The following is a 22,709-nucleotide window of genomic DNA, read 5'->3' as shown; positions in this document are numbered from 1 at the left end:
CATGCCGACGGACGTGCGCTGCCTGGTCGAGACGGATGAGTCCTCCGCGCTCGTCCGGCTCACCGGCGTGCTGGACCTGGCCGGGCTCGATGCCGTCCGGGGCGCGCTGCTCGCCCGACTCTGGCAGCGGCCGGGCGCGCTGATCGTCGACCTGTCCGGGGTGCGGATCGCCGACCCGGCGGCCCGGGGCGTGCTCGACCAGGTGCATCACGTGGCGGCCGACTGGCCCGCCGCCGGCCTGCTGGTGCTCGACCCGGCCGGCCGGTCGAACGGCGCCGCACCGGTCCACCGGTCCCTCGACTCGGCGCAGGCGGCGCTGCGGGACGCGCCGCTGGCCGCGGTGCTCACCGCCGACCTGCCTCCGGTGGTGGGGGCGGCCCGGGAGGCGCGGGCGCTGGTCAGCGACGGCTGCGCCCGGTGGGGCGTGCCGGAGTTGGCCGAGCCGGCCTCCATCGCGGTCACCGAGATGGTCAACAACGTGGTCGCGCACGCCGGGACGCCGATGACGGTCCGGCTGGCGCCCCGGGACAGCACAATGCACCTGGCGGTCCGGGACCACTCCGACCGGCGGCCGGCGTACGCCGGGCTGGCCCCGCTCACCTCCACCGGCGGGCGGGGACTGCTGTTGATCGACACGGTGGCCCGGCGCTGGGGCAGCACTCCACTGTTGCCCGGTGGCAAGGTCGTCTGGTGCGTCCTGCACCCCGAGGACGAGGCCCCGCTCGTGGGCTGAGGGCCCTTTTCGCCCCGTTCCTCCCGATCCACCCCGCCGGAAGCGGTTAGTCCGGCGAGCGCAGTGGGTAGTTCCCGGTCATGCGCGACGACGAGTACCCCACCCCCGTGTCCGACCCCGAGGCGGAGGGCCTGCCGGACACCGCCGACGACGACTCGACCGCCAACGACGACGTCCTGACGGGACGCGAGGCGGACGGGCCGGAGCCGGCCCAGTTGCCCGGCGACCGCACCCCGGTGGCCGTGGACCGCTTCGGCACCACCGCCGAGGAGCAGCTCGACGGCGAGTCGCTGGACTACAAGCTCCAGCGGGAGCTGTACGAGCGCCCCGCCGACGACCCGCTGGCCGGCTCGGTCGACCCGGACATCGCCGCGGAGGCGGACAGCGAGGAGGCCGCCGCGCAGGCCCAGCTCGACGCCGACGTGATCGACCCGGGCCCGACCTCCGACCCGCACTCCCCGGTCTCCATCTACGACCACGGCCAGCTCGGCACGGTCGCCGACCACCAGGTGGGGCGGCTCGTCGAACCGGACGAGGGCGCGCACACCGACCAGGAGACCGACAACGTCGCGTACGACGCCGGCGCGGCCGGCGGCGGGGCGACCGCGGAGGAACTGGCCGTCCACGAGACCCGGCCGCCCGAGGCGACCTGAGCCTCAGTCGTCCAGGCCCCGCTCGATCGCGTACCGGGTCAGCTCCACCCTGTTGTGCAGCTGGAGCTTGCCGAGCGTGTTCTGCACGTGGTTCTGCACCGTCCGGTGGGAGAGCCCGAGCCGCTCGGCGATCTGCTTGTACGACAGGCCCTTCGCCACCAGACGCAGCACCTCGGTCTCCCGCTCGGTGAGCCGGGGTGCGTCGTCGTGCGGGGCGGCCGGCGCGGCGGCCAGCCGGCGGTACTCCCCCAGCACCAGCCCGGCCAGGCCCGGGGTGAAGACCGGCTCGCCGGCCGCCGTGCGGCGCACCGCGTCCAGGAACTCGGCCGGCGCGGCCGACTTCAGCAGGTAACCGGTGGCGCCGGCCTTCACCACGTCCAGCACGCTCTGCGGCTCCCCGCTGGCCGACAGCATCAGCACCCGCACCTCGGGCAGCACGGCCCGCAGCCCGAGGATCACCTCGACGCCCGAGACGTCCGGCAGTTGCAGGTCGAGCACCACGACGTCGGGGCGGGCGGCGGCAGCCACCCGGACCGCCTGGCGCCCCTCCCCGCTGGTCGCCACCACCACGTGCCCGGCCTCGGTGAGGTCGCGGGCCACGCCCTCCCGCCACATCGGGTGGTCGTCGACCACCATCACCCGGATGCTCACCGGCCGCTCCGCGGCACGGTCAGCTCGATCTCGGTCCCGGCGCCCGGGGCGGAGACGACCCGCACCTCGCCGCCCAGGTCGGCCACCCGGCCCCGGATGGACTGGGCCATCCCGAGCCGGCCCTGCGCGGCGGCCTCGGCCAGCCGCCCGTCCGGAATCCCCGGTCCCTCGTCGCGTACCGAGACGGTCACCGTCTCCCCCTCGTCCTCGATCAGCACCCAGGCCCGCCCGCCGGCGTGCCGGGCCACGTTGTCCAGCGCCGCGCCGACCGCGGCGGCCAGTTCGCCGGCCACCCGTCCGGGCAGCGGCACCGGGGTGGCCGGCGCGGCCACCTGCACCGTCGTCGAGGCGTACCGGTCGAGCAGGTCGCGCAGGTCCCGGGCATCGCCCGCGCCGTCCGGCGCGGCGCCCGCCCGGCCGATCAGTGCGCGCAGCGCGGCCTCCTGCTCGCCGGCCAGCCGGGCCAGCTCCGCGGCCTCGCCGTCCAGGTCGGCCCCGCGCCGCCGGACCAGCGCCAGCACCTGGAGCACCGAGTCGTGGATGTCCCGGGCCAGCCGCTCCCGCTCCCGGGTGGCCGCCTCCAGCTCCACCGCCCGTTGCAGCCGCGCCTCGGCCTCCACGGCCAGCCGGGCCACGTGCCCCACCACCACGCCGGCCAGCAGCATGAGAATCGCCCCGGTGAGCGAGGACTGGCTGATCCGCTCCCGGGTGGCCAGGTCGGCCCCGCCGAGCACCAGCGCGGCCACCGCGCCACGCCGCCGGCCGCCGGAGACCGCCCAGGCCAGCACCGGCGCGGCCAGCCAGGCGACGGTCAGGGTCGGCACGCCCGCGGCCAGCGCCGCCCGGCCGACCAGCCACGGCGTGGCCAGCATGATCGCCAGCACGACGCCGAGGTCGGCCAGGAGCAGCGGCCAGCGCCGCCCGGCCGGGCGCGCGTAGCCGGCCGCGGTCGCCCCGGTCCAGGCCAGCATCCCCAGGAGTACGCCGCCGGCGGCGACCGGGTGCGCGTAGCGGTCCGCGTCGCGGAGGACCAGCAGCCCCACGTACGCCAGCGAGGCGAAGCGGAACACCGCGATGGACCGCCAGAGCGGGACCTCCAGGCCTCCCGGGGACGACGGCATGGCCGACACCCTGCCACAGCCGCCCACCCACGGGCCGCGAGGTGCGGCGCGAGAAACCCTGACGTACGGTGGAAATGCCGCGAAAATCACCGAGATCCATCGCCGGGACGGGGCCATGACGAACGCAGATTCCCCCGCACCGCGTACGGTTGTGCCCATCGAACCTTCCCTCCTCATCGCCGAGGCCTTCAACCAGGCCCAGGTGACCGAGCTGCGCCACTCGGTCACCTCGTGCGCGCACGCGGCGGGGTTGGGCGGGCAACGGCTGGACGACTTCGTGCTGGCGATCAACGAGCTGATCACCAACGCCGTCCGGCACGGCGGCGGCCAGGGCCGGCTGCGGCTGTGGCGCGGCCCCGCCGAACTGGTCTGCGAGGTCGCCGACCACGGCCACGGGATCAGCGTGCAGCGACTCCGCGACCGGGCCCGGCCCGCCCCGGACACCGCCGGCGGCTGGGGCCTCTGGCTGGCCCGGGAGCTGAGCGACACCATGGCGGTGGAGACCGGCGAGGCCGGCACGATCGTCCGGATCACCGCGGCGCTGGCCGCCCAGCCCGTCGCCGGTGCGACCGACAACTGACCGGGCGGGCCGCGGGGCCGCCTCAGCCGAAGAGGGCGCTCACCGACTCGCCGTTGTGGATCCGCCGCATCGCCTCGGCCAGGGCCGGCGCCACCGAGAGCACCTCCAGCTTCGGCACCCGCTTCTCCTCCGGGATCGGCACCGTGTTGGTGCAGACGACCTCCAGCACCCCGTCCTGCTCAGTGAGCCGCTTCAGCGCGCCGCTGGAGAAGAGGCCGTGGGTGCAGGCCAGCCGGATCGAGCGGACGTTCCGCTCCCGCAGGTGGCTCATCAGCTCGATCACCGTGCTGCCCTTGGCGATCTCGTCGTCCAGCACGATGACGTCCCGGTCCGCCACGTCACCGATGATGGCGCTGATCCGCACCCGGTCGTCGCTGAACCGCTGCTTCGCGCCGGCCGCGACCGGGGTGCCGAGCATCCGGGCGAACGCCGCCGCCTCCTTGGCGTTGCCCAGGTCCGGCGAGACCACCACGGTGTTGCTCAGGTCCCCGCCCTTGAAGTGGGCGGCCAGCTCACGCAGCGCGTGCAGGTGGTCCACCGGGACGCTGAAGAACCCGTGCACCTGCGGCGAGTGCAGGGTCATGGCGAGCACCCGGTGCGCGCCGGCCGAGGTGAGCAGGTCGGCGACCAGCCGGCCGCCGATCGAGATGCGCGGGGCGTCCTTCTTGTCCGACCGGGCGTACGCGTAGTGCGGCAGCACCACGGTGATCCGGCCGGCGGACGCGCCGCGGGCCGCGTCGATCATGAGCAGCAGCTCGACCAGGTGCTCCTGCACCGGCGGCACCAGCGGCTGGATGAGGAAGACGTCGCGCTCCCGGCAGTTCGCCTGCAACTGCACCTCGAGGCAGTCGTTGGCGAACCGGGACACCCGCACCGGGTGCAGCGGAACGTCGAGGTGGGCACAGATCTCGGCGGCGAGGTCCGGGTGGGCGGTCCCGCTGAACACGGCAATGTCACGCACGTCTGCTGATCGTACGGGTGGATCGGGGCGAGACGGTGGACGCTCCCGGCGGGTACGGTGCTGCGGTGACCGGAGAGTTCGTCGCCGCCATCGATCAGGGCACCACCTCCTCGCGGTGCATCGTCTTCGACCGGGCCGGGGAGATCGTCTCCGTGGCGCAGCGCGAACACCGGCAGATCTTCCCGCAGCCGGGCTGGGTGGAGCACGACGCCGAGGAGATCTGGGCCAACGTCCAGCAGGTGGTGCTGGAGGCGCTCGCCGCCGCCGGCACCGGGCCGGACGGGCTGGCGGCCGTGGGCATCACCAACCAGCGGGAGACCACCGTGGTCTGGGACCGGGCGACCGGCCGGCCGGTGGCGAACGCCGTGGTCTGGCAGGACACCCGCACCGGGCCGCTGCTGCGCGAGCTGGCCGAGGCGTACGACGAGGAGCGGCTGCGCGCCCGCACCGGCCTGACCCTGGCCACCTACTTCGCCGGCCCGAAGCTGCGCTGGCTGCTCGACCACGTCGACGGTCTGCGCGGCCGGGCCGAGCGGGGCGAGGTGCTCTTCGGCACCATGGACAGCTGGTTGATCTGGAAGCTCACCGGGCGGCACGTCACCGACGTGACGAACGCCAGCCGCACCATGCTGATGGACCTGGAGACCCTGGACTGGGATCCGGAGCTGCTCGACGCGCTGCGCATCCCGGCCGCCATGCTGCCCGAGATCCGCTGCTCGGCCGAGGTCTACGGCACCGCCGACGGCGTGCTCGCCGGGGTGCCGGTGGCCAGCGCGCTCGGCGACCAGCAGGCCGCCCTGTTCGGGCAGACCTGCTTCCAGCCCGGCGAGGCCAAGTGCACCTACGGCACCGGCAGCTTCCTGCTGCTCAACACCGGGGCCAGCCCGGTCCCCTCCCGGCACGGCCTGCTCACCACCGTCGCCTACCGGATCGACGGTCACCCCGCCGTGTACGCCCTGGAGGGCGCCATCGCGGTCACCGGCTCGCTGGTGCAGTGGCTGCGCGACAACCTCGGCCTGATCTCCACCGCCCCCGAGGTCGAGGAGCTGGCCCGCACGGTCGACGACAACGGCGGCTGCTACGTGGTGCCGGCCTTCTCCGGCCTCTTCGCCCCGCACTGGCGCAGCGACGCCCGCGGGGTGATCGCCGGGCTGACCGGCTACATCACCAGGGGGCACCTGGCCCGGGCGGTGCTGGAGGCGTCGGCCTGGCAGACCCGCGAGGTGGTCGACGCCATGAACGCCGACTCGGACGTGGCGCTGCGCCGGCTGCGGGTGGACGGCGGGATGACCGGCAACGCCCTGCTCATGCAGTTCCTCGCCGACGTCCTCGACGTGCCGGTGGTCCGCTCCCGGATCACCGAGACCACCTGCCTCGGCGCCGCGTACGCGGCCGGCCTGGCGGTCGGCTTCTGGCCCGACCTGGAGACGCTGCGCGCGCAGTGGCGGTCGGACGCGCGGTGGACGCCCGACATGGACCCGGCGCACCGGGAGCGGGAGCTGCGCAACTGGCGCAAGGCCGTGCAGCGCAGCCTCGACTGGGTGGAGTGAGTCAGTCCCAGCGGTTGCCGGTGAGCTTCTCGTAGACCTCGACGTAGCGAGCCCGGGTCGCCTCGACCACCTCGGCGGGCACCTCGGGGGCGGGCGGCTGCCGGTCCCAGCCGCTGCCGGTGGCCCAGTCGCGGACGTACTGCTTGTCGAAGGAGAACTGGGCGCGGCCCGGCTGGTAGGACTCGGCCGGCCAGAACCGGGACGAGTCGGAGGTGAGCAGCTCGTCGGCGAGGACCAGGGTGCCGTCCGGCGCCCAGCCCAGCTCGATCTTGGTGTCGGCGATCAGGATGCCCCGGTCGGCGGCGATCTCCGCGCCCCGCCGGTAGACGTCGATGGTGATCTGCCGCAGCCGCTCGGCGGTCTCCGCACCCACCTTGTCGACCACCTCGGCGTAGGTGATCGGCTCGTCGTGCTCGCCCTTGGGCGCCTTGGACGACGGGGTGAAGATCGGCTCGGGCAGGATCGACGCCTCCACCAGGCCGCGGGGCAGTTCGACGCCGGAGACCGCGCCGGTGCGCTGGTATTCGGCGAAGCCGCCGCCGGTGAGGTAGCCGCGGGCCACGCACTCGACCTGGACCATGTCCAGCCGCTGGCAGCGGATCGCCCGGCCGGCGAACTCCGCAGGCACGTCGGTGGCCGAGATCACGTGGTTCGGCACCAGGTCGGCCAACTGCTCGAACCACCACAGCGACAGCGCGGTGAGCAGGCGGCCCTTGTCCGGGATCGGGGTCGGCAGCGCCACGTCGTAGATGGAGATGCGGTCGGAGGCGACCAGGATCAGGTCCGCGCCGTCGGCGTAGACGTCCCGGACCTTGCCCGAGTGCAGAAGTTCCACGGCGCTAGTACACCATGGGCGGAGTCGGCGCCCGGTGCGGCCACCGGCCGTCCCGGCGTTGACACCCCCGCCCGGGGCCTGGGTAAATGGTCCGTCCGCACCAGCCGCCGTCCGCACCCCGGAGAAACCCGTGCGCGCACCGCAGTCCGTACCCCGCCCCGGCGTCGACCGGCGGCGGCTGCTCGGCGCGCTGGCCGGGTTGCCGCTGCTCACCGGCGGGCTGGCCGGCTGCGGCCCGGAGGAGGAGACCCCGGTCGAGGACGGCCCGATCGAGCTGTCGGTGTTCTGGTGGGGCGGGACCCGCCGGGCCGAGGCGACCGAGAAGGCGCTGCACCTCTACTCCCAGCAGAACCCCCGGGTCAGCTTCCGGGTGACCTGGCAGGGGCTGACCGGCTACTACGACCGGCTGGCCACGCAGGCCACCGGGGGCAACGTGCCCGACCTGTTCCAGATCGACGACACCGTGCTCACCGAGTACGCCCACCGGGAGATCGTCCTCGACCTCAGCGCCTACGTGGCCGACAACCGGCTCGACCTGCGCGGCCTCCCCGAGCACCTGGCCCGGTACGGCCGGGTGGACGACCGGACCGTGGCGGTGCCCGCCGCGCAGACCAGCGCCGCGCTGGTCTACAACCGCGACCTGCTGGGCCGGCTCCGGGTGCCCGAGCCGGGCACCGGCATGTCGTGGCGGGAGTACGTGCGGTGGGCCGCCCGGGTCACCCGAGCCTCCGGCAGCCGGGTGGCCGGCACCATGGACCCGTCCGGCGACTACCGCGCACTCTGGCTCTGGCTGCGCGGCCAGGGCAGCGAGCTGTACCAGGGGCGGCAGCTCGGCTTCAGCTCCGGCGAGCTGCTCGACTGGTTCGAGTTCTGGGAGGTCGCCCGATACGACCGGGCCACCCCGAGCGCCGCCCTGGTGGAGCAGGCCGACAGCGGCGAGCTGGCCCGCCAGCTCGTGGTCACCGGCCACGCGGCCGCGTCGTTCGCCTGGTCGCACCAGTTGCCGGAGCTGCAGCAGCTCACCGACGGCGAGCTGGGCCTGACCGCCTTCCCGGGCACCCCCGCGGCGCAGTGGCCTCGGGCGTCGATGTACTGGGCGGCCTTCCGCGGCAGCCGTCACCCGGACGTGGTGGTCGACGTGATCAACTTCCTGACCACCAACGTGGAGGCCGGCCGGATCCTCGGCATCGAACGCGGTTTGAACGCCGCCGCCCCGGTCCGCGCGTTCGTGGTCGAGGGCGTCACCGACCGCACCGAGAAGCGGGTGGTGGCCCTCGGCGCGGAGCTGGACGAGCTGTCCGGACCGGCGCCCGCGCCGCCGCCGAAGGGGCACGCCAAGGTGCGTACCCTGCTCATCGACGCCGCCGAGAGCATCCGGGCCAAGCGCTCAGGCGCCCGCACGGCGACCTCACGCTTCATGGCCCAGGCCACCGCCGCCCTGGCCGAGTGACCGCCGCCCGCCGCGCCCGGGGCGCGGCGGGCGGACCGGTTCCCGTCAGCGCGGCGGGCCGCCGCGCCGGCCGCGCATCAGGCGCAGCACCAACAGCACGATCACCACGACCACCACCAGGCAGCAGAGCAGCCCCAGGAAGCCGAAGCCGCCCCGCGACCGCCGCCGGGCGGCCTCCACCACCAGCTCGCCCGTACCCGTGGAGGCCCAGGCCGCGACCGGCACGAACACCGAGAGCACGACCGCACCGAGGACCGCGCTGAGGCGGCCCCACCATCTGTTCCAACCAGACATGCCCCCATCCTCGCCGAGAAGCGCAACCGGGGCAGGACGGACGGGCCGGATCACCATTGCCCGGATACGGCGAAAGGCCCCGGAGTTTCCTCCGGGGCCTTTCCTGACAGTAGCGGGGACAGGATTTGAACCTGCGACCTCTGGGTTATGAGCCCAGCGAGCTACCGAGCTGCTCCACCCCGCGTCGGCTTGTACAGCCTATCTCATGTCCGCCGTGGAGATCAGCCGGGTTCCCCGATCCCGCCGCGAGGGCTCCGAGGCCACCTCGACACCCGGCACGGCGAAGGGCCCCGGAGTTTCCTCCGGGGCCCTTCGTGACAGTAGCGGGGACAGGATTTGAACCTGCGACCTCTGGGTTATGAGCCCAGCGAGCTACCGAGCTGCTCCACCCCGCGTCGGCTCGTTAACCGTAGCGCACGAGACCCCGGACCCGCAAAACGGGTCCGGGGCGCACTCAGCGCAACCAGTCGCGGATCGCCAGCACCGCCCGCCGGCTGTCCTTGTCGACCTGGGACCGCGGGCTCGACGTCCCCTCCCAGCCCTGTTCCCAGAGCACCGTCACCACGTCCCCGATCCGCACCGCGCGGACCAACCGGACCACCTCCGTCACGGTCGGGCCGCCCTCGTGGTCCGCGGCGGGCCGGCGCACCTCGAACAGCACCGACTCGTCGCCGTAGCCGGCGTCCGGCAGCAGCCGCTGGGTCGACGTCAGCCCTTCGCCGCCCTCCGCCCCCGGCTGGGTCGGGCAGTCACGCACGGCCTGCCGCAGCTCGGCCAGCGCGTCGTCGGCCCGCCCGGGCCGGTAGACGGTGATGCTGTGCCGGTAGCTGCCGTCCGGGATGTACCCCTCCGGGGTGGCGCTCAGCTTGAACGCCAGGCTGCGGGCGCGGCGGGCGACGATCCCCGCCTCGCCGGGCGTCGCGCCGCAGAGCGCCGGCAGCACCGGTCCCGGGACGAACGCGTTGCCGGTGCCGGCGTCGTTGGCGGCGGCCAGGGTGAAGAAGGCCCGGTCCGGAATGCTCGTCGGGCTTGCGGCCGGCGGCCGGGCGCTCGTCTTCGGCGGCGCGTCCGGGGTGCGTACCAGGGGTGGCGGGGTCGTGGGGCTCGGCAGCGGAGAGGGCGGGGTCGCGGTGGGCGACGGCGACGGGCTGCCGGTGGTGGCGGGCGGCCCGGGGTCGGCCTCCGGCGCGGCGGCGAGCACCCACCGCGTGCCGGCGGCGGTGCCGGCGACCAGTACGGCGACGGTCAGCGCCCCGAACGCGGCCCGGTGCCGGGCCCGGCGGTCGGCCAGCCGGCGCAGCCGGTCCGGGGCCGGGAGCACCCGCTCGTCGGTGTCCGCGGCGAGCGCCCGGTAGAGGCGGTTCAGCTCACGCGACATCGTTCACCTCCAGCTCCTCGTCGGCCACGCCGGGCAGCAGCTCGGCCAGCCGGGCCCGGCCGCGGGACAGCCAGGACTTCACGGTGCCGGTGGGGACGGCGGCCTCCCGGGCGATCTCCTCCACCGACAGGTCGAACAGGTAGTGCAGGGCGAGGGCCTGCCGGTGCCGGGCGGGCAGTTGCCGCAGCGCGCCGACCAGCAGCACGGTGTCCTCGCCCGGTGGCCCGACGTCGTCGGGCGGACCGGTGCGGCTGGCCGCGAGCCGCCAGCCGCGCAGCCGCCGCCAGCGGTCGGCGGCCAGGCGGCTGATCACCAGCCGCAGCCAGGCCTCCGGGGCCGGGTGGGTGGCCAGCTTCCCCCACTGCCGCCAGGCCCGGGCGTACGCCTCCTGGACGAGATCCTGGGCCTCGCCGGGGTCACCGGTTACCGCGTAGCCGTACCGGAGCAACCGGCCCGACGTGCTGCGGTAGAAGTCGTCGAAGCTGTTCACATCGCGCATCTGGATTCCCGCCTCCCTCACGCCCACCTGCTCTGATGACGGTGGAGGCGGGCACCGGGTTGCGGGTGTTCCGTCTGGAATGCGACACGAGCCCGTGGTCCGGACCGCTACGGGTCACGGACCACGGGCTCGCGTGGTCGGCTCGGCGTCAGCCGTTCGGGGTGGGCGAGGCCGAGGGCGAGGCCGGCGGCGACGCCGAGGGGCTGCCGCTGGGGCCCGAAGCGGGCGTCGGGTTGGCCGCCGCCTGTGCCTGCTGGAACGCGGCCATCGCCTCGTCCAGCGCCTTCAGCGCCCGCCCGTACCGCTCGAAGTCACCGGACGCCTGCGCGGCCTTGACCTCGACGATGGCGCTCTGCACCTTGCCGGCCGCCTCGGCCAGCTCACCGGTGAGCACCGGGGTGGTGGTGCCGCCGGTCGTCGGCGGTTTGTCGTCGGTGCTCGGCGGCGGGTTGCCGGAGGCCGGCCGCTTGCCCTGCTCGACGAGCTGCTTGATGCCGTCGCTCAGGTTGTTGGCCAGCACCACGTACGAGCCGCCGTCGCCGTAGGAGAGCAGCACCTTCTGCAGCAGCGGGTACGCGTCCTGGTTGCTGCTCTTCACGTAGACCGGCTCGACGTAGAGCATGCCGTCGGCGAAGGGCAGCGAGAGCAGGTTGCCGTACTGCACCTGCGCCTGGTTGGAGGAGAGCAGGTTGAGCTGCTGCCGGATGTCGCCGTTGTTGGTCATCTGCTGGTGCACCTGCGCCGGTCCGGAGATCCGGGTCTGGTCCGGCAGCTCCAGCACCTCCAGCTTCGGCTGCCCGTCGACGTACGACCCGGAGACCAGCGCGGCCAGGTTCTGCCGCCCGTTCGGCGTGACCGCCGCGGTGAGCTGGAAGCGCGGACCCTCCTGCCCGGGGAATTGGGTGAAGAGGTAGTAGGGCGGCTGCTTCTGCCCGCTGTCCGGCGCGTCCGGCACGTTCGGCACCTGCCAGAAGTCCTGGCCGGAGTAGAAGTCGCCGGGGTCGGTGACGTGGAACTTGGTGAGCAGGTTGCGCTGCACCTTGAACAGGTCGGCCGGGTAGCGGAAGTGGTCGGCGAGCTCCGGCGGGATGTCGCCCTTGGGCAGCACCAGGTCGCCGCCGAAGGCCTTGTTCCACGCCTTCAGCACCGGGTCCGCGTCGTCGAAGGTGTAGAGCTTCACCGTGCCGTCGTACGCGTCGACGGTCGCCTTCACCGAGTTGCGGATGTAGTTGACGTTCTCCCGGGCGAGCTGGAAGGTGCCCCGCCCGGTCAGCTCGTCGGCCGTCTCGGCCTGCAGGTTGACCCGCTCGGCGTACGGGTAGGTCGCCGCGGTGGTGTAGCCGTCGACGATCCAGAGGACCCGGCCGTTCACCACCGCCGGGTACGGGTCCCCGTCCAGGGTGAGGAACGGCGCGACCTTCTCCACCCGGTCCCGCGGGTTGCGCACGTAGAGCAACTTCGAGTCGTCGTTGACCGCCTCGGAGAGGAGGAAGTTCGACTCCTGCTCCTTGATCGCGTAGAGCAGCCGGCGGGTGAACGAGCCGATCTCGACGCCGCCCTCGCCGGTGTAGGTGTAGTACTGCTCGCCACCCGTGGAGGTCGGCTTGTCGAACTCGACGTTCCGGTCACCGGTCTGCCCGACGATCGCGTAGTCGTCCGGCTCCATCCGCTCGCCGTAGTAGATCCGCGGCTGCTGGGCCGGGATCTGCTCGGTCTGCGAGGAGCACGCCTCCTGCGCCTTCTCGCCGAGGAAGCCGGAGACGAAGTACGGCTGACCGCCGCAGACCACCTGGTTGGCCGGGGCGGCGACCAGGCCGTAGCCGTGGGTGTAGACCGTGTGCCGGTTGATCCAGTTGCTCTGCTGATCGGTCAGCTCGCCGTAGTTGATCTCCCGGACCCCGACCACGTAGTCGGAGGTCTTGCCGGCGTTCGCGTACCGGTCGATGTCCAGCTTCGGGCCGAAGTCGTAGAAGCCCCGGACCTGCTGCAGCTGCGTGTACGTCTCGGAGACCAGCTGCGGGTCGAGCAGCCGGACGTTCTGCACCACCGAGGTGTCGGTGGCCAGGCTGGCCGGCGGGACGAGATTGCTCGCCGCGTAGTCGGTGTTCTTCGTGCCGGTCAGCCCGAAGGCGGACCTGGTCGCCTCGATGCTGCGTTCGATGTACGGCGCCTCCTTGTCCCGGGCGCTCGGCTTGACCTCGAAGGTCTGCACGGCCCACGGGTAGATGCCGCCGATCGCCACCGCCGAGACGCCGAGCAGGGCGAGCGCGATGCCGGGCCAGACCAGGTTCCGCATCCACGCGTTGGAGAACACGATGATCGCGACGGCCACCACCACGGCGATCCAGGCGAGGATCTCCTTCGCCGGGAGCAGCGCGTTGATGTCGGCGTAGCCGGCGCCGTAGAGCTTGGCGCCCTCGTTGTACTCCAGCAGCATGGCCCGCTGGTCCAGCACGTAGGCGATGGCCTTGAGCAGCACGAAGACGGCCACCAGCGTGCTCAGGTGGGCCCGGGCGGCGTTGGTCATCCGGTCCCCGACGCCCTGGAGCCGCACCCCGCCGAAGATGTAGTGCACGGCGAGCGCGCCGAGCAGGGCGAGCACCACCGCGGTGAAGCCCACGCCGAGCAGGTAGCGCCAGAACGGCAGCTGGAAGACGTAGAAGCCGACGTCGACGCCGAACTCCGGATCCTTCACGCCGAAGCTGCCGCCGTTGCGGAACAGCAGCCACTGGCCCCACCGGCTCTGCGCGGAGAGGCCGGCGAAGAGGCCGATGACCGCGGCGGCCAGGGCGATCCAGGTGCCGAGCCGGGGGCTCAGCAGCATCCGGTAGCGCTCCAGGGTGGCCTGCTCGGCGGAGTGCGGGCGCAGCTGCGGTCGCAGCCGGTGAGCCAGCCAGAGGTTGCCGGCGATGATCAGCGCCATGCTGAGCCCGATGATCAGGAACAGCAGCAGGCGGGTGGCGAGGACGCCGGTGAAGACCTGGGTGTAGCGGACCTCGTCGAACCAGAGCCAGTCGGTCCACGCGTTGACCCCCCACCCGAGCAGGGTGAAGAGCACGAACACCCCGATCAGGACCCCGATGGTGACGCGTCCGCGCCGGCTCATCCTCGGCAGGGGGCTGCTACGCATGACCACTGTTGGCTCCGCACGCTCGATGTGATCGGCTCCGACCAGGCACCCAGAGTACGGGGTGTTCCTGAATACCTCGGGTCAAGGTCACGTCACGATCGTCCGGTGACCCGGCGTGACCGGTCAGCAGCGGGTCGGCTGCCCCCCGGCGCGCAGCTTCTCCAGCGCCGTCAGCGCGTCGTCCAGCGACGCCACCCGGAGCAGCGGCAGGTCCGGCTGCGGGTTGCGGACCGCCTCGGCGCAGTTGTCGGCCGGCACCAGGAAGACCTTCGCCCCGGCCTCCTTGGCGCCCACCAGCTTCTGCGCGATGCCGCCGATCGGGCCGACCCGGCCCTCGTCGTCGATGGTGCCGGTGCCGGCGATGACCTTCCCGCCGGTCAGGTCGGCCGGCTCCAGCTTGTCGACGATGCCGAGGGCGAACATCAGCCCGGCGCTGGGGCCGCCGATGTCACCAAGGTCGATCTTGAGGGTGAACGGGTGCGGCTGCTGCTGGTCGATCTCGATGCCGATGCGCGGCCGGCCGTCCTGCTCGCGGCTGGTCACCGTGGCGGTGGCCGGCTCCCCGCCGCGGGTGTAGCCGATCTTCAACGCGGTGCCGGCCGGCTTCGCCCGGATCAGCTCCGTGAGCCGGGCCGCGCTCGTCACCGGCTGGCCGTCGACCGAGGTGATCACGTCGTTGGGCTTGAGCACGTCGACCGACGGGCCGCCCCCGGTGACCGCCTTCACCAGCACCCGGATCGGGTAGCCCAGCTCGCGCAGGGCCGCCGTCTCGGCACTGGTCTGCGAGTTCTGGAAGTCCTCGGCGTTGCGCTGCTCGACCTCCTCCTGCGACTCCCCCGGCGGGTAGACCAGCTCACGCGGCACCACCGCCTCGTCCTTGGAGAACCACCCGGCCAGCGCCGAGCGGAGCCGGACGGTGGGCTGCACGCCGACCGTGGTCAGCCGAAGCTGCCCCGCGGAGGTGGACGTCGACCGGCCGGTGACCTGGATGATCTCCTTGCCGTCCTCGCTGCCCAGGGTGTTGACGGTCGGACCGGGACCGAGCACCACGTACGGGATGGGCACACTCAGCACGCCGACGCTGAGCAGGGCGGTGAGCAGTGCACCGAGGAGTACGGTCACGCCGCGACGTCTCATGCGCCAGAGCGTACCGATCCGGCCCGGAACGTCCGGCGCAGTGACCGCGGGACTTCGCCCTCAGCGGAACGGCGACGCACACGACCTGCGGCGGGGCCCGCGTACCGTAGACGTCGTGCCTGATATTCCGTTCGGCTTCGCGCTCCCGGGTGGGCAACCACCAGACCCCAACGATCCCGCGCAGATGCAGCAGTTCATGTCGCAGTTGCAGCACCTGCTCTCCGCGCCGGGCAGCGGTCCGGTCAACTGGGACCTCGCCCGGCAGGTGGCCGCGAGCCAGCTCGCCGCAGCCGGCGACCCGGCGGTCTCGCCGTTCGAACGCAACGCGGTCGAGGAGGCGCTGCGCATCGCCGACCTCTGGCTGGAGCCGGCCACCTCGTGGCCCTCCGGCATCCGCAGCTCGGTCGCCTGGAACCGCAACGAGTGGATCTACAAGACCCTCGACGTGTGGCGCAAGCTCTGCGACCCGGTGGCCAGCCGGATGGTCGGCGCCATGGGCGACCTGGTGCCGCCGGAGGCCCGCGCCCAGCTCGGCCCGATGCAGTCGATGGTCGCCACGCTGGGCGGCGCGCTCTTCGGCGGCCAGCTCGGCCAGGCGCTCGGCTCGCTCGCCGCCGAGGTGCTCTCCGCCGGCGACATCGGCCTGCCACTCGGCCCCGCCGGCACCGCCGCGCTCATCCCGGCCAACATCCGGGCGTACGGCGAGGGCCTGGAACTGCCCGAGGACGAGGTACGCCTCTACGTGGCCCTCCGCGAGGCCGCCCACCAGCGGCTCTTCCAGCACGTCCCGTGGCTGCGCGGGCACGTGCTCACCGCGGTGGAGAACTACGCCGCCGGCATCCGGGTCAACCGGGAGGCGATCGAGGAGGCGATGGGCCGGGTCGACCCGACCGACCCGGAGTCGATGCAGGCGATCGCCCTGGAGGGCATCTTCACGCCCGAGGACACCCCGGCGCAGAAGGCCTCGCTGGCCCGGCTGGAGACCGTGCTCGCCCTGGTCGAGGGCTGGGTGTGCCACGTGGTCGACAGCGCCGCGGGCGACCGGCTGCCCAACGTGGTGCGCCTCGGCGAGGCGTTCCGCCGCCGCCGCGCCGCCGGCGGTCCGGCCGAGCAGACCTTCGCCGCCCTGGTCGGCCTGGAGCTGCGGCCGCGCCGGCTGCGCGAGGCCACCGTGCTCTGGTCGGCACTCACCGAGCACCGCGGGATCGCCGGCCGGGACGCGGTCTGGGGCCACCCCGACCTGCTCCCCTCCGACGAGGATTTCGCCAACCCGCAGGCGTTCGCCGCGACCACCAACGACCTGGACGAGGAGCTGGCGAACTTCGACTTCACCGCGCCCGGCGCGCCGGAGGAGCAGCCCCCGGGCGAGGACGACGACAAGTCCTGACGCCGCACGTCGCCGGGGCCCGCACGAACGCTCGTGCGGGCCCCGACGCGTTCAACCAGCCCGCCCCGCCGTGCTGCCCCCCGTCGCATCGGTCAGCGCCTGCTGTACCAGGCCCCGACGGCGTGTCATCCGGCAGTCGAGGCGCGTCAGCCGGGCTGGCCGGAGAGGAGTGCCCGGGTGGCCTCCCAGCCCTCGAAGGCCGGGTCGAGGGTGGCCAGGTCGGCCGGGCCGCGCAGCCGGCGCCAGCCTGCGGTGACCGCCACGTCCCCGGGACGCGGGGCCGCGGCACGCACCTCGGCCGGCGCGGCGGTGTCCAGGTCCAGCGCCGGCAACCACTCCGGTACGGGCAGCCGGGCGGCCACCCCGAGCAGCCCCGCCCCACTCCCCTCCACGGGGGCGACCGCCACCGGACGGCTGGACAGCGGCCGGAGCAGCTTGCCCAGGGTGAGGCCCGGCACGTCGGGCGCGTCGGCGGCCACCACCGCCGCCTGGTCGTAGCCGGTCAGCGTGGCGAACACCGCGCCGACGGTGGGCTCCGGCACCTCGTGCACGGCCGTGCCGGGCCAGACCACCGCGTCAGCCAACCAGCGGTCCTCCGGCGTCACCGCCACGGCCGTCTCCACCTCGTTCAGGGTGGCCAGCAGGTCCACCACGTCCTCGGCGAGGGCGCTCCGCCACCGCGTCGGATCGATCCCCGGGGGCGCCCAGGTCACCGGGCCGAGCAACGCCACCACCACACGTCGAACCACCCGACGACCCTAACCCGCTACCCGCCCCACCCCTGCCATGTGGAGACGGGGCGACGGCGAGCATCGCCGGTGGGTTACCCGTCGCCGGTCCAGGCCCCAGCCGGTGCGACTCCGCATGCCCGGTTCCGCGATTGGCCGACCAGCACCGCCAACCGTCGGTGGAACACCATGGGTGTGTCAAAGCCCGCGAGACACCCATGGCGTTCCACCCGCCGACCGTTTGCGTCCGGCACGCGGGCCGCCACGGACACATTCGGCCGCCGCCGCCCCAGCCCGGCCGAGGTGGATGAGGTCGGCATCCCTGCTCCGCTCAGCAGCAGGCCGAGCTGTAGCCGCACCCCCCTCCGGCCGCCGCGCCCGCGCCGGGCACTCCGCGGGCCGCCACCGGCACCCAATCGCCCGCACCCCGCCGAATCGCCGCAACCATGCCCCAGCCCCCGATCTTGGCGACTTTCCGTTCGGAAAGTCGCCAAGATCTCCCGACTCGGCTCGCTGATCATGGGGTTGGTTGCGACAAAAAGGGCGAACCACACCGCCAACCTCATGATCGACGCAGCAACAAGCGGGGGTGTGGGAGGCCGGGGGTCAGTCGGCTAGGGGGACGCCGGAGGTGGCGGCTACGCCCTCCAGGTAGCCGCGGGCCCGCTCGGTCTTCGGGTAGCGGCCGACCAGGGCCCAGAACGCCGCGTTGTGGCTGGGCACGATGAGGTGCGCCAGCTCGTGCAGCAGCACGTAGTCGATCACCCAGTCGGGCATGTCCTGGATCCGGTGGGAGATCCGGATGGTGCGGTCGGCAGGGGTGCAGGAACCCCAGCGGCCGTTCTGGTTGGTCACCCAGCGGACGCTGGCCGGGGCGACGGTCAGCCCGTGCTCCGGCAGGTAGAGGTTGATCAGTCGGCTGGCCCGGGCCAGCAGTTCGGCGTCCGAGCGGGCGAGCCGGCCCTCACGGGCGGCGAGCCGGGCCAGCATCCGGTCGACCCACTCGCTCTCCTCGGCCCGGGAGAACTGGTCGGGGATCAGCACCACGACGCGCTCCCCGTCGCGGTACGCGGACACCGTGCGCCGCCGGCGCTGGCTGCGCCGTACTTCGACGACGGGCTTCCGCGTCCCGGCCATCACCGGTCCGCGCAGCCTCGATTGACTGTCACGAGGGAAAGCTAATGCGTACTGACCAGGGGTCCGCAAGAGTCAACACGACGACACGCGCCCGGAAAATGGGGGTTGGTCGTCAGGAGTCCTGAAAAATTTCTTTAGCGACGGGAGTTGACCATCACCTACCGGCCCCGGTCAACGTTAGGTGATCTACGACGGACTGTCGCCCCGGGGGGCCGCCCGAAGGGGGATCTGAGGGCATTCACCCGGCGTGTCCCCGCGAAACTGACTTATCCGACGTAACGCGGCATGCACACTCTCGTCGTCGACTTCCTCACAGAGTCGACGCACAGCTGACATGGAACCGCCCAGACCTGGGTAGGGTCCGCCAACCAGCGGTCACGTGAGTGATCGCGGGAAACCCCCCGGCGCCGGCGCCACTCGTGGCCCGCCGCAGGGAAACCCGCCGGAGGCGTCCGGCGGACGAGACGAGGAGGGCTACCGTGGCCGACCAGGCCCAGACCTACAACGGTTACTGCGTGAAGTGCAAGGAGAAGCGGGACTTCGAGGGCCGCGTGGAGGTCTCGAAGACCGGCATGAACATGGCCAAGGGCAAGTGCCCGGTTTGCGGCACAACAGTGAACCGCATCCTGGGCAAGGCCAAGGTCTGACCCGTCCCGGGTCGCACGGGGGAGGGATGGCCGGCGGCCGTCCCTCCCCCGTCGTGTAGCCGACACCGGCTACCGGCGGGTTGTGGACAACCGGGGTTTTCCTGTGGACAACGCTGGCCACAGCCCGGCGCACCTGTGGACAACGATCGACGCAGAGCGCCGACACGGTCACGATTCGTGGTGTGACCGACCCGATGCCCCTCGCGCGTCCGACGCTGCTGCCCGGCCTGACCCGGCTCTGGCGGGACCGGCGCACGCTCCAGCTCGGGGTGGAACCCGGCCCGGCCGTGCTGCTCGAGGTGACCAGCCCGGGCGCCGCCCGCCTGCTCGACCTGCTGGACGGCACCCGGAGCGAACGGGCCGTGCTCGCCGCCGCCACCGCCGCGCGGGTCCCGCCGGAGGAGGCCCGGGTGCTGCTCGACACGCTCCGGGCCGCCGGTCTCGTCGCACCCGCGCAGAGCCTGCTCCCCGCGACCTCACCGGTCCGGCCCGGGCCCGGCTCACCGCGGAGGCCGACGCCCTGGCCCTGGCCACGCCCGCCCTGCCGGGCACGCCGGCCCGGTTGCTGCGCCGCCGTCGGGCGGCCCGGGTGCTGGTCACCGGGGCCGGGCGGCTCGGCGCGGCGGTCGCCGTCGCGCTGGCGCAGGCCGGCGTCGGGCATGTCGTACCCGCGCTGGCCGGCCCGGTCCGCCCGGGTGACCTGGTCGGGACCGGCCTCGCCGGCGCGGAGCTGGGCCGTCCGCTGGCCCCGGCGGTCCGCGCGGCGCTGGCGCGGTGCGCGCCGGGCACGGCGACCGGGCCGCTCCGGGCGGGGCGGCCCGACCTGGTGGTCCAGCTCGGCGCGGACCGCCCGGCGGCCCTGCTCGCCGCCGGTCACGCGCAACGCCGCCAGCCACATCTCCTGGTCGACCTGCGCGGCGGCGTGCCGGTGGTCGGTCCGCTGGTCCGCCCGCCGGCGGGCCCCTGCCTGCACTGCCTCGACCTGCACCGGACCGACCGCGACCCGGACTGGCCGGCGCTCGCCGCCCAGCTCGCGGCCGACGACGGCGACCGGGCCTGCGCGGCCGCCACCCGGCTGGCCGCGGCGGCCTACGCGGCCGCCGAGGCGTTGACCCAGCTCGACGGGGGCACGCCGGAGACCCTCGGGTGCGCGGTCGAAATCCGGCAACCCGGCCGGTTCCGGCACCGGCGGTGGCCGCCGCACCCCTCCTGCGGGTGCTCCGGGCGTCGCCCGATCCGGTCGGCCGCACCCGCTCCCGGCCGCACGGCAGCAGCGGGCCCGTCCGGTCGGTAACAATGGCCGGGTGACCGACATCCCGCGCCGGGCCGTGTCCCGGACCGCCAAGCTCGCCGCTCTGCCGCTCGGTTTCGCCGGTCGGACCGTCCTCGGCATGGGCAAGCGGGTCACCGGGCTCGCGTCCGACGTCATCTCCGCCGAGATCCAGCAGCGCACCGCCGAGCAGCTGTTCAGCGTGCTCGGGCAGCTCAAGGGCGGGGCGATGAAGTTCGGTCAGGCCCTGTCGGTCTTCGAGGCGGCGCTGCCGGAGGAGATCGCCGCTCCCTACCGGCAGGCGCTCACCAAGCTTCAGGAGGCCGCCCCGCCGCTGCCCGCGGCGACCGTGCACAAGGTGCTCGTCGAGCAGCTCGGGCCGGACTGGCGGGACCGGTTCGTGGAGTTCGACGACACCCCGGCCGCTGCGGCCAGCATCGGCCAGGTGCACCGCGCGGTCTGGCGCGACCCGGGCTACGGGCCGAACGGCGGCCCGCGCCACCGGGACGTGGCCGTGAAGATCCAGTACCCGGGCGCCGGTGACGCCCTGCTCGCCGACCTGAAGCAGCTCTCCCGGCTGGGCGGCATGTTCCGGGCGATCCAGCCCGGGCTGGACGTCAAGCCGCTCCTGGTCGAGCTGCGCGAACGGATCACCGAGGAACTGGACTACGAGCTGGAGGCCGAGTCGCAGCGCGCCTTCGCCGCCGCGTACGCCGGGGACCCGGACATCTACATCCCCGAGGTGCTCGACGCCGCGCCCCGGGTGCTGATCACCGAGTGGGTCGAGGGCATTCCGCTGTCGCAGATCATCCGGGAGGGCACCGAGGAGCAGCGCGACGAGGCCGGGCGGCTGATGGCCGAACTGCACCTCTCCGCGCCGATGCGGGCCGGACTGCTGCACGCCGACCCGCACCCGGGCAACTTCCGGCTGCTGCCGGACGGCCGGCTCGGCGTGATCGACTTCGGCGCGGTGGCCCGGATGCCGGAGGGCACCCCGGAGCCGATCGGCCGGATCGCCGCGCTGGCCCTGCGCGACGACGCGGACGCGGTGGTGGCCGGGCTGCGCGACGAGGGCTTCGTCAGCTCCACCGAGCCGATCGACGCCGAGGGAGTGCTGGACTTCCTCCGGCCGATGCTGGAGCCGATCGCCGCGGAGGAGTTCCGGTTCACCCGGGCCTGGCTGCGCGCCCAGGCGGCCCGGCTGGCCAGTCCGCGCTCCCCCACCTACCAGCTCAGCCGGCAGCTCAACCTGCCCCCGTCGTACCTGATGATCCATCGGGTGACGCTGGGCTCGATCGGGGTGCTCTGCCAGTTGGAGGCGAAGGCGCCGTACCGGGCGATCCTGGAGCGCTGGCTGCCCGGCTTCGCCCCGGTGGGCTGATCGGCACCGACGCCGAAGGGGCGGTGACCATCTCGGTCACCGCCCCTTCAGTGGTGTAGGGATCTAGAGAGCGCCCAGGTCGCGAGCCGACTGGCTGCGGCTGCGCATGGCGACGGTACGGGCGGAACGGGTTGCCTCAGTGCTCGTGGTGGTGCCGGCCTGAGGCCGGCGCATTCGAGCCCGGGACAACGCTTCGTGGAGTAGTTGCATCTCGGTTCCATTCGGCAGGTGCAGCATGATTTCGACTTTCTCGTGGCCGGTGAGGATCACCGGCGGGGACGTTGGAACGGGGTTGTGTCAGGCTGCCAGCCGGACGGCGCTACGCGACTCGGACAGCCCACTGGCCGCCAGTCGCGCCTCCGCCTCGACCCGGAGCTGGGCGTCACGGGCGAGGTCCTCCTTACGCGGACGGCCACGGGGCCGCTTGCGCGGGACGACCGCGCCACGCTCGAAGATCTCGCCGCCCCAGACACCCCAGGGCTCGGCCCGCTCCACCGCGCCGGCGAGGCACTCGACGCGCAGCGGGCAGTCCCCGCAGAGCGACTTGGCCAGCTCGAGCTCGGCAGGCGAGTCGGAGAACCACAGGTCGGGGTCGAACTTCCGGCAGGGCAGGTTCGCCTCCACCTCGACGCTCACATCGAGTGGGGCCAACGCCAGACTCATCCTCCGGTCACCTCTCTCTCACTTCGATCTCGTGGATCGCTTTTCCGACGTACTTCGGCAGGTACTTCGGCATTGCAGGTGCGGTGCAAAAAAAACTGAGGCCGCGGATCCCGGTGTGCGGGTTCCGCGGCCTCGAGGTGAGCCGGTGGTCTGGATCAGACCGGTCTACCTCGAGGTGGAACGCCGCGGACATCCGTGCGCTTCTTGGCGTCGCCGATGCCCATGCCCGTGAAGCCACTGGTCCCCTCGATCGCCGCCAGCGGCGCCACGGTCAGGTTCAGCTCGGCCTGAACCTGGGCCTGGTGCACCAGCGGAGTCGACGGTCGAGCGGCAAGGGCCACCCGGACGGACGACAGCGGAACGCAGGCAGCTGGCATCGCCGCCGAACGCTCATAGGTGAAGATCTCCACGGGTGCCACCTCCCTGTCTTTCCTCGTGCCGACCATGGACTCATCCCCCGTGAGCAGCCAGAATGGCGCCGCTCGCGAGGTGTGTCCTGAGGCTATTCCTCGCCTCCGGGCGAG

Annotated in this window: 21 protein-coding genes, 2 tRNA genes and 1 pseudogene; 9 read left to right on the top strand and 15 right to left on the bottom strand. The window is 73.2% G+C overall.

The features are described 5' to 3' along the window. The first annotated feature begins 1 nt into the window (after position 1). Positions 2 to 733 carry an ATP-binding protein gene (locus AB0F68_RS17760; RefSeq protein ID WP_357339099.1) on the top strand — a complete coding sequence of 244 codons (732 nt, stop codon included), beginning with the start codon at positions 2 to 4 and terminating at the stop codon, positions 731 to 733. Positions 734 to 813: 80 nt separating this feature from the next. Then, positions 814 to 1,386 (top strand): DUF5709 domain-containing protein, encoded by a 573-nt coding sequence (locus tag AB0F68_RS17755; protein ID WP_357339097.1) that lies wholly within the window; start codon positions 814 to 816, stop codon positions 1,384 to 1,386. A 3-nt stretch (positions 1,387 to 1,389) separates the two neighbouring features. On the opposite strand, the gene AB0F68_RS17750 is transcribed toward AB0F68_RS17755, so the two are convergent. Together AB0F68_RS17750 and AB0F68_RS17745 are read right to left on the bottom strand one after the other, a co-directional pair. Further along, a complete protein-coding gene (locus AB0F68_RS17750; protein WP_357339312.1) occupies positions 1,390 to 2,022 on the bottom strand; it encodes a response regulator transcription factor in 633 nt (210 codons plus the stop codon). Positions 2,023 to 2,033: 11 nt separating this feature from the next. After that, positions 2,034 to 3,158, bottom strand: coding sequence for a DUF5931 domain-containing protein (locus AB0F68_RS17745; RefSeq protein WP_357339095.1), 1,125 nt, complete (start codon positions 3,156 to 3,158; stop codon positions 2,034 to 2,036). Between the two features lie 115 nt (positions 3,159 to 3,273). On the opposite strand from AB0F68_RS17745, the gene AB0F68_RS17740 reads away from it, so the two are divergent. Continuing rightward, on the top strand, positions 3,274 to 3,738 hold the full coding sequence (locus AB0F68_RS17740; protein WP_357339093.1) for an ATP-binding protein: 465 nt from the start codon (positions 3,274 to 3,276) through the stop codon (positions 3,736 to 3,738). Positions 3,739 to 3,760: 22 nt separating this feature from the next. Here the strand turns inward: AB0F68_RS17740 and AB0F68_RS17735 are convergent, their stop codons facing one another. Further along, entirely contained in the window at positions 3,761 to 4,699 is a 939-nt protein-coding gene (locus AB0F68_RS17735; protein WP_357339091.1) for a ribose-phosphate pyrophosphokinase, read from the bottom strand. Positions 4,700 to 4,764: 65 nt separating this feature from the next. On the opposite strand from AB0F68_RS17735, the gene glpK reads away from it, so the two are divergent. After that, positions 4,765 to 6,249 carry a glycerol kinase GlpK gene (gene glpK, locus AB0F68_RS17730; RefSeq protein ID WP_357339089.1) on the top strand — a complete coding sequence of 495 codons (1,485 nt, stop codon included), beginning with the start codon at positions 4,765 to 4,767 and terminating at the stop codon, positions 6,247 to 6,249. A 1-nt stretch (position 6,250) separates the two neighbouring features. On the opposite strand, the gene AB0F68_RS17725 is transcribed toward glpK, so the two are convergent. Next, positions 6,251 to 7,084, bottom strand: a complete 834-nt coding sequence (locus tag AB0F68_RS17725) for a phosphoribosylaminoimidazolesuccinocarboxamide synthase (RefSeq protein ID WP_357339086.1) — start codon at positions 7,082 to 7,084, stop codon at positions 6,251 to 6,253. A 130-nt stretch (positions 7,085 to 7,214) separates the two neighbouring features. Here AB0F68_RS17725 and AB0F68_RS17720 point away from each other — a divergent pair, with 130 nt between their 5' ends. Then, positions 7,215 to 8,534 carry an extracellular solute-binding protein gene (locus tag AB0F68_RS17720; RefSeq protein ID WP_357339084.1) on the top strand — a complete coding sequence of 440 codons (1,320 nt, stop codon included), beginning with the start codon at positions 7,215 to 7,217 and terminating at the stop codon, positions 8,532 to 8,534. A 45-nt stretch (positions 8,535 to 8,579) separates the two neighbouring features. Here AB0F68_RS17720 and AB0F68_RS17715 read toward each other — a convergent pair whose 3' ends face one another. The 7 genes from AB0F68_RS17715 to AB0F68_RS17685 all read right to left on the bottom strand — a co-directional run bounded on the left by AB0F68_RS17715 (position 8,580) and on the right by AB0F68_RS17685 (position 14,972). Continuing rightward, entirely contained in the window at positions 8,580 to 8,828 is a 249-nt protein-coding gene (locus tag AB0F68_RS17715) for a hypothetical protein (protein ID WP_151465371.1), read from the bottom strand. A 110-nt stretch (positions 8,829 to 8,938) separates the two neighbouring features. Beyond that, positions 8,939 to 9,012 (bottom strand) — tRNA-Met (locus AB0F68_RS17710). A gap of 137 nt (positions 9,013 to 9,149) precedes the next feature. Continuing rightward, a tRNA-Met gene (locus AB0F68_RS17705) sits at positions 9,150 to 9,223 on the bottom strand. 59 nt (positions 9,224 to 9,282) lie between these two features. Next, positions 9,283 to 10,206: a hypothetical protein gene (locus AB0F68_RS17700; RefSeq protein WP_357339082.1), complete on the bottom strand. Its 924-nt coding sequence runs from the start codon at positions 10,204 to 10,206 to the stop codon at positions 9,283 to 9,285. Continuing rightward, complete coding sequence (locus AB0F68_RS17695) at positions 10,196 to 10,705, bottom strand: SigE family RNA polymerase sigma factor (RefSeq protein WP_357339310.1); 510 nt, start codon at positions 10,703 to 10,705, stop codon at positions 10,196 to 10,198. The genes AB0F68_RS17700 and AB0F68_RS17695 overlap by 11 nt, the downstream gene beginning before the upstream one ends. A gap of 148 nt (positions 10,706 to 10,853) precedes the next feature. Beyond that, positions 10,854 to 13,835, bottom strand: coding sequence for a UPF0182 family protein (locus AB0F68_RS17690; RefSeq protein ID WP_357339080.1), 2,982 nt, complete (start codon positions 13,833 to 13,835; stop codon positions 10,854 to 10,856). Between the two features lie 123 nt (positions 13,836 to 13,958). Continuing rightward, complete coding sequence (locus AB0F68_RS17685) at positions 13,959 to 14,972, bottom strand: PDZ domain-containing protein (RefSeq protein WP_357339078.1); 1,014 nt, start codon at positions 14,970 to 14,972, stop codon at positions 13,959 to 13,961. Positions 14,973 to 15,156: 184 nt separating this feature from the next. Between AB0F68_RS17685 and AB0F68_RS17680 the strand changes: the two genes are divergently transcribed. Continuing rightward, the gene (locus AB0F68_RS17680) at positions 15,157 to 16,359 is read left to right on the top strand and encodes a zinc-dependent metalloprotease (protein WP_357339308.1); all 1,203 of its coding nucleotides are present in this window, start codon (positions 15,157 to 15,159) and stop codon (positions 16,357 to 16,359) included. A gap of 146 nt (positions 16,360 to 16,505) precedes the next feature. On the opposite strand, the gene AB0F68_RS17675 is transcribed toward AB0F68_RS17680, so the two are convergent. Together AB0F68_RS17675 and AB0F68_RS17670 are read right to left on the bottom strand one after the other, a co-directional pair. Then, the gene (locus tag AB0F68_RS17675; RefSeq protein ID WP_357339076.1) at positions 16,506 to 17,108 is read right to left on the bottom strand and encodes a hypothetical protein; all 603 of its coding nucleotides are present in this window, start codon (positions 17,106 to 17,108) and stop codon (positions 16,506 to 16,508) included. Positions 17,109 to 17,693: 585 nt separating this feature from the next. After that, complete coding sequence (locus AB0F68_RS17670) at positions 17,694 to 18,224, bottom strand: M48 family metallopeptidase (RefSeq protein WP_357339074.1); 531 nt, start codon at positions 18,222 to 18,224, stop codon at positions 17,694 to 17,696. 479 nt (positions 18,225 to 18,703) lie between these two features. Between AB0F68_RS17670 and AB0F68_RS17665 the strand changes: the two genes are divergently transcribed. The 3 genes and pseudogenes from AB0F68_RS17665 (at position 18,704) to AB0F68_RS17655 (ending at position 21,522) form a co-directional block, all read left to right on the top strand. Beyond that, on the top strand, positions 18,704 to 18,871 hold the full coding sequence (locus AB0F68_RS17665; protein WP_012014940.1) for a DUF5679 domain-containing protein: 168 nt from the start codon (positions 18,704 to 18,706) through the stop codon (positions 18,869 to 18,871). A gap of 194 nt (positions 18,872 to 19,065) precedes the next feature. After that, positions 19,066 to 20,165, top strand: a pseudogene (locus AB0F68_RS17660) (TOMM precursor leader peptide-binding protein). 10 nt (positions 20,166 to 20,175) lie between these two features. Then, complete coding sequence (locus tag AB0F68_RS17655; protein WP_357339071.1) at positions 20,176 to 21,522, top strand: AarF/ABC1/UbiB kinase family protein; 1,347 nt, start codon at positions 20,176 to 20,178, stop codon at positions 21,520 to 21,522. Positions 21,523 to 21,819: 297 nt separating this feature from the next. On the opposite strand, the gene AB0F68_RS17650 is transcribed toward AB0F68_RS17655, so the two are convergent. Together AB0F68_RS17650 and AB0F68_RS17645 are read right to left on the bottom strand one after the other, a co-directional pair. Then, the gene (locus AB0F68_RS17650) at positions 21,820 to 22,185 is read right to left on the bottom strand and encodes a WhiB family transcriptional regulator (protein ID WP_073828771.1); all 366 of its coding nucleotides are present in this window, start codon (positions 22,183 to 22,185) and stop codon (positions 21,820 to 21,822) included. A gap of 155 nt (positions 22,186 to 22,340) precedes the next feature. Further along, entirely contained in the window at positions 22,341 to 22,595 is a 255-nt protein-coding gene (locus AB0F68_RS17645) for a hypothetical protein (RefSeq protein ID WP_357339069.1), read from the bottom strand. Positions 22,596 to 22,709 lie beyond the last annotated feature (114 nt).

Origin of the sequence: Micromonospora sp. NPDC023966 (genome assembly GCF_040639095.1) — a bacterium.
Lineage (GTDB): Bacteria > Actinomycetota > Actinomycetes > Mycobacteriales > Micromonosporaceae > Micromonospora.
The sequence above is the reverse complement of the archived record's forward strand: the minus strand, read 5'-3'. Positions and strand labels throughout refer to the sequence as shown.